7 protein-coding genes are annotated in these 5,857 nt (G+C 43.1%); all 7 read right to left on the minus strand.

All coding sequences use genetic code 11. The features are described 5' to 3' along the window. Positions 1 to 232: 232 nt before the first annotated feature. Positions 233 to 388 carry a hypothetical protein gene (locus DVY93_RS12195; RefSeq protein ID WP_156770962.1) on the minus strand — a complete coding sequence of 52 codons (156 nt, stop codon included), beginning with the start codon at positions 386 to 388 and terminating at the stop codon, positions 233 to 235. A gap of 98 nt (positions 389 to 486) precedes the next feature. Then, positions 487 to 765, minus strand: coding sequence for a DUF5676 family membrane protein (locus DVY93_RS12480; protein WP_227526553.1), 279 nt, complete (start codon positions 763 to 765; stop codon positions 487 to 489). A gap of 112 nt (positions 766 to 877) precedes the next feature. Continuing rightward, the gene (locus DVY93_RS12200; protein WP_068037334.1) at positions 878 to 1,531 is read right to left on the minus strand and encodes a methyltransferase family protein; all 654 of its coding nucleotides are present in this window, start codon (positions 1,529 to 1,531) and stop codon (positions 878 to 880) included. Positions 1,532 to 1,660: 129 nt separating this feature from the next. Then, a complete protein-coding gene (locus DVY93_RS12205) occupies positions 1,661 to 3,004 on the minus strand; it encodes an APC family permease (protein WP_220455939.1) in 1,344 nt (447 codons plus the stop codon). A gap of 145 nt (positions 3,005 to 3,149) precedes the next feature. Beyond that, positions 3,150 to 3,626 (minus strand): DUF305 domain-containing protein, encoded by a 477-nt coding sequence (locus tag DVY93_RS12210; RefSeq protein ID WP_068037340.1) that lies wholly within the window; start codon positions 3,624 to 3,626, stop codon positions 3,150 to 3,152. Positions 3,627 to 3,721: 95 nt separating this feature from the next. Beyond that, positions 3,722 to 4,810 (minus strand): copper resistance protein B, encoded by a 1,089-nt coding sequence (locus tag DVY93_RS12215; RefSeq protein ID WP_230711028.1) that lies wholly within the window; start codon positions 4,808 to 4,810, stop codon positions 3,722 to 3,724. Between the two features lie 25 nt (positions 4,811 to 4,835). Further along, positions 4,836 to 5,857, minus strand: a 1,022-nt coding sequence (locus DVY93_RS12220; protein WP_230711029.1) for a multicopper oxidase domain-containing protein, incomplete at its 5' end; no start/stop codon positions are given.

Genomic DNA, 5,857 nt, shown 5'->3' on the forward strand with positions numbered 1-5,857 from the left:
TTAAATAGATATTGATGATAAATTCGTCTATGGGCATCTCACAACTCCATTGTATTCTTGGTCGAAAACAATAGATTAGTGAGGTGCTCTTCTTTTTTCAATCACTTTCGAAGTTGAGAGTGGGGTAATAAGTACAACTCTTAAAGCACTATCATCAATCCTCGATTGCTATTCATCTAATCATTAATCTAAAAACCTCTAAAAAATAATTTCTATACTTTTCAATTGGAATTTAGTTTTTATCACGCAAATACTTGAGCAGTGCCATGATTGTTAGTACTAGTACTGCGAAAAATAGTAGGGTGAATAACAAACAGATAAGCATCATAACCCAGCCCATGCCATACATCATTGAGCCGTTCATCATGCCATGCATTGACCCATTCATTATGATTTCTCCTCAGTCTAAACTGTGATCACTCCAACTCTTCAATTAATTTTTACTCGAACCGAAGAGGTTTACTGACTGTTAATATATCAATATCTTTAGCGCACTTTGGCGAACCAACGGTATAATGGCACGAATAAGATTGCGAAATACCAACCGTAAAGATACGATTCGACAAACCCAATTAGAAAACCTGTCCACGTCAACCACTCAAAGCCAGGTAGCAGAGGCGCCCAAGCTTCATGCATACTTATCTGTTCGGGTGCAAGTAAGCCAAAGCCTATGCATAACAGGTAACTAATGAGTAGAAACAACGATACACTGTTGCCAACAGGGACAATTCTCAAAGGACTTGTCGTTAAGTTTGATTTGGCCATCTTAGTAATCCTCACTATTGTATGATGTGGTTCAAGCTCAAGATAACCAATCGTATCTAACCATGCTAACTCTAAGGATTTGTATGAATTAAAGCTTTATCCTGTATTGATATTACTTTTTAACTCGTGCGGCGGCGGCAAGTTGACGCCATTGACCCCATTGAGGAATAAACATTGGCACTTGCTGTTTGTAAGCAAGGTAGTCTTTACCAAACTCTTCAAACATATGCCGTTCCTCACGTCGAGCTAACCATGTGTATACAAGCACAATCACTGGAAACAGACCGATTGAAAACAGAGTTGGCCAATGCACCACACCCTCACCGAACAGTGCAATAAACAACCCGGTGTACTGAGGATGACGTACGTAGGCATAGAGTCCATCAGTTACTAAACGATTTTCCCCTCGTGCTTTGTGGACTTGGCGCCAACCTTGAGCAAAAAGACCGACTCCTAAAAATGCAATAGCATAGCCGAGTAGCATTGAGATCATCATGCCTGTCTCACCTAAACCAACAAGGGTCGACCATAAGCTAGCGCTGACATATTGGCTGTCCAAACCAAAAAACCGTACTAATAAATATATAGTGAGCGGAAAGCCATACATTTCTGCGTAAAGTGCAATAATGAAAGCCTGAACTACACCAGCACCCGCCCATTCACGCCAGTTCTTTGGTGCGAAATAACGGTAAAAGAACCAAGAAATCAGAACAATAACAATTAGTGCGAGACCCCAAGTTCCAGCGTGATTAAATGACTCATTCATAGCTTACTTTCCCTGTTGTCTTTATGAATATCGTATTGCATGAAATCAATTCTTGAAGATAGTAAGCAGACGCTTAAATCTATGCAATCTTTAACCAAACAATTTTCTGTAAACTCTTTGATGTTACTGTCAATGATGGTCTGCAAGCGTATCTTTTTCGATAGCTTTTTTCCTCGCTGAAGATTTCAGGTAAACCTGCTCAGCCACAGCAATCACTACAATAGTGACGACTGCTACGCCAAGTACGAATGGATCTGAGTTTAGTTTAATCCAGACAAAACCGCCGAGAACCAACAGGTCAAGAAGTATGGCCACTATAGGCACCCACATCACCGCCTTTATATCCTGACGAAGGTATCGCAAAACACCCCAATGAATGGCGATATCCATAATTAGATAGAAAACAATGCCAAGCGCTGCAATTCGTGATAAGTCAAATAACGTCGTAAAAGCTAAACCCAACACCACAGTATAGACCAACGTATGTTTTTGAACGCTTCCCGGCATTCCCAAATGACGATGAGGCACCAGCTTCATCTCAGTCAACATAGCAAGCATACGAGAGACTGCGAAGATGCTAGCAAGGAGGCCGCCAGCGGTAGCTACCATTGCGATTGCAACTGTGAACCATAGACCATAGTCGCCAAGTGCTGGGCGTGCGGCGGCAGCCAAGGAGTAATCTTTAGTTTCGATGATTTCGGCAAGAGATAGATTACTAGACACCGCGAAACCGACTAGAGTGTAAATAACTACGCATATTGCGATTGATATTACAATGGCACGGCCGACGTTGCGATGAGGATTTTTTACTTCCGAGCCACTGTTGGTAATCGTGGTAAAGCCTTTAAATGCCAGTATGCCTAGCGCCGTTGCGCCAAGAAAGTCACCAACAGTATTAGTGTCACCTAATGTAGAAGAATCAACTGCAAAGCTATCAGCTAGCCAGATACCAACCAACCCGAATATAAGAATACCGACAATTTTTATAATACCGATAACCGATGCAACCCCCTGAATCCAACGATTACCAAGTAAATTGATAAAGAACGCAGCAAGAATAAGCGCGGCGCCAAGGATGGATACCATGCGACCGCTGTCATCGCCACCGAATAACTGCATAGTGTATGACCCGAACGTCCGGGCCAAAAAGCTCTGCGCTATAACCATGGAGAAATACATCAGCAGGGCATTAAATCCAGTCGGTAAACGATCTCCGTATGCCTGATGCAGGTACATTGCAACACCGCCAGCCGACGGGTAAGCGTTAGAGATTTTGATATAAGAATAGGCACTAAAAGAAACAACGATTGCGGCGGCTAGAAAAGCAAGTGGGAAAAGCGAACCCGTCATCTGAGCCATCTGACCGGTCAGAGCGAAAATACCAGCACCGATCATGACACCGGTACCTAGCATAACTGTTCCTGATAATGTCAAACTATCCTTCTGATAGCGAGTCGTTCTATCTTGCTTCATACTTATTCGACCTTAATTTATTTCTTCGTAGAACTTCAGTTTTACAGGTTATTTTTGAAGTAAGGAGTAGGTATAGTTAGAATTAAAAGACGCGATATAGTAAATAGTTTTTAAAGAAGAGCTTACTTATTGGTATCATAATATATTATTCCAACTCATCAATAAGTGCTTGCATCTCACCGATTTCACGCTTTTGTGCTTCGATAATGTCATCAGCAAGCTGACGTACACGTGGATCTTCGATATCAGCACGCGAACTGGTCAAAATAGCAATCGAGTGATGCGGTATCATCGCCTGCATCCAATCCACTTGATCGACCGTTTGCTGAGAGCGTACGCCCCAAAGACCAAAGGCAAATAAAACTACGCTAACCCCATAAACCATCAAGTTTATCTTGGTTTTTTTATACATATTAGTCATAAAGGCGAGCATGATAATTGCCATTACCGCGCCCATATACAGCGCCATATAAGCTCGGGTTTCACTAAAGTAAATATGATCCCACTGATAGGTGTTAAAATACATCATGATAAACATCACCACTGTCGATGTTAAAATCATGATTGTGAACTTTACATAAGGGTTCATTTGCTTCTGTTTATTATCCATATGGTTATTCATATTCTTGTCCTTAATTTAGTAAAAAGGCACCTAAATAAAGAGGTGCCTTTTTTTAGAGCTAGTGTTATAAACTGTTGTTACTTACATGGTTAACACTAGAACCAAAACATCACACCAGCAGTCAGACTATTAGAATCAACGTCTTCGTCCTCTTGACGACGTAAGTCTCGCGCATCACCCAAGGCGCTCTTGTAGCTGAAACCAACATAAGGCGCGAGCTGACGACTGAATGTCTCATAAGCCAGCCTAACTTCAGCTTCAAACTCATTAAAGCCTTTAGTAATACCGTTATCGGTATCATCTTTACTAAAGGCAGTCAGCTCCAGCTCTGGTCTGACCACCCAACGCTGATCTAAGCGCCACTCGTACGCTGTCCCAAGATCAAGCTGGACTTGACCATCAGTATATAGATAAGCTCTTGCGTCAGTCTCAACGAAGTACGGCGCCGTACCAACAATGCCTGCCATGATTGCGGACTTATCGTTTTCAGTATTATAAGCAATACCCGCTTCTCCATTCCAGAAGATACCGAGCGGCTTCCAATAAGCGAGTGAGGTTAAGCTATCAATTTCTTTATCATCGTTAGTTTGAGCACTACCTTCACTGCGTAGAGTGACACGATTACTATCAGTACCGTACCACGTATCAAACTCAAAATCGATTTGGTCATTCTCAAACTGATAGCCCAAAGTTTCTACTGACACACCCCATAACGGTAAGCTACCCATCATCACAGGCTTACCAAAGCGACCATAGGGAACACCGTTCGAGTAGTCAGGACTGCGAGCATCGGCTGGTGCTTCGCCACCTTGCATACCTGACATATCCATACTGCCATGGTCCATGCCTGACATATCCATGCCACTGTGATCCATACCTGACATATCGCCCGACATATCCATGCCACTGTGATCCATATCTGACATGTCACCTGACATATCCATACCACTGTGATCCATATCCGACATATCGCCTGACATATCCATACCACTATGATCCATATCTGACATATCCATACCAGACATGTCCATGCTGCTGTGATCCATATCTGACATATCCATACCAGACATGTCCATACTGCCATGATCCATGTTCGACATCTCAGCAGCGTTTGCTAAAGGTGACATTAGTAGCATCAAAGATGACATGCCAATAAACGGTAGACCTACTTTATATATTTTCATAATAAGGCTCATATTCGAAGGTTTATTAAACAACGGCAACTTCTCTAAACATCCCTGCTTCCATGTGATAGAGCAAGTGGCAATGCCATGCCCATCTGCCAGCTTCTCCGGTGACATCAAAGCTTATCTTTTGTGCAGGCTGTACCATTATCGTATGCTTACGTACTTGAAACTCACCTGAAGGCATCCGCAGATCGCTCCACATACCATGCAAATGCATGGGATGATTCATCATGGTGTCATTGACTAAGGTAATACGTACGCGCTCACCCGGCTTAATATTGACCGGTGCGGCATCTTTGAACATAACCCCGTCTAGAGCCCAAATATAGCGCTCCATGTTTCCCGTCAGATGTATTTCAATCTCTCTGGTGGGTTTGCGCTGCTCTGCCATTATCTCATCGCCGACAGAGCGCAACTGACTATAATTCAAAACCTTTCTATCAATGTTACGTAGATTAATACCAGGGTCATCAAGGTTCATACGCGGACTATCAACGCGCATATCGGACTTAAAGTCATATTCTGTTTTGGCATGTTTAGCGTTATAGCCATTCGATCCCATGGCGCCCATCATGTCGGCCATCGTCAGCCATTCGATTTTGTCCATAGCAGGTATCGCAGGACGAGCACCTTTTTTGGTAGCAAGCGTTGTCGCAACATAGCCTGACCGATCTATGTTTTGAGCAAATATGGTATGCGCGTCTTTAGTGGGCGTCACGATGACATCATAAGTCTCGGCCACCCCAATACGGAAATCATCGATATCGACGGGACTGACATCAATCCCATCCGTCGCGACGACTTTCATTTTTAGGCCGGGGATGCGTACATCAAATATCGTCTGCGCTGAACCATTAATAAAACGTAGTTTGACAGGCTGTCCAGCCTTGACAAGTTGCGTCCAGTTAGCCGCTGTGGTTTTACCATTCATAAGATAAGTAAACGTGGTCTCACCAGATAAATCAGTAAAATCAGTCGGCATCATGCGCATCTGGTTCCACATTTTACGTTTATCATAAGCCGCCTCAAGATCCGTAGCGGCAA

The organism is Psychrobacter sp. CCUG 69069, from assembly GCF_021023115.1.
Classification (GTDB): Bacteria; Pseudomonadota; Gammaproteobacteria; order Pseudomonadales; family Moraxellaceae; genus Psychrobacter; species Psychrobacter namhaensis.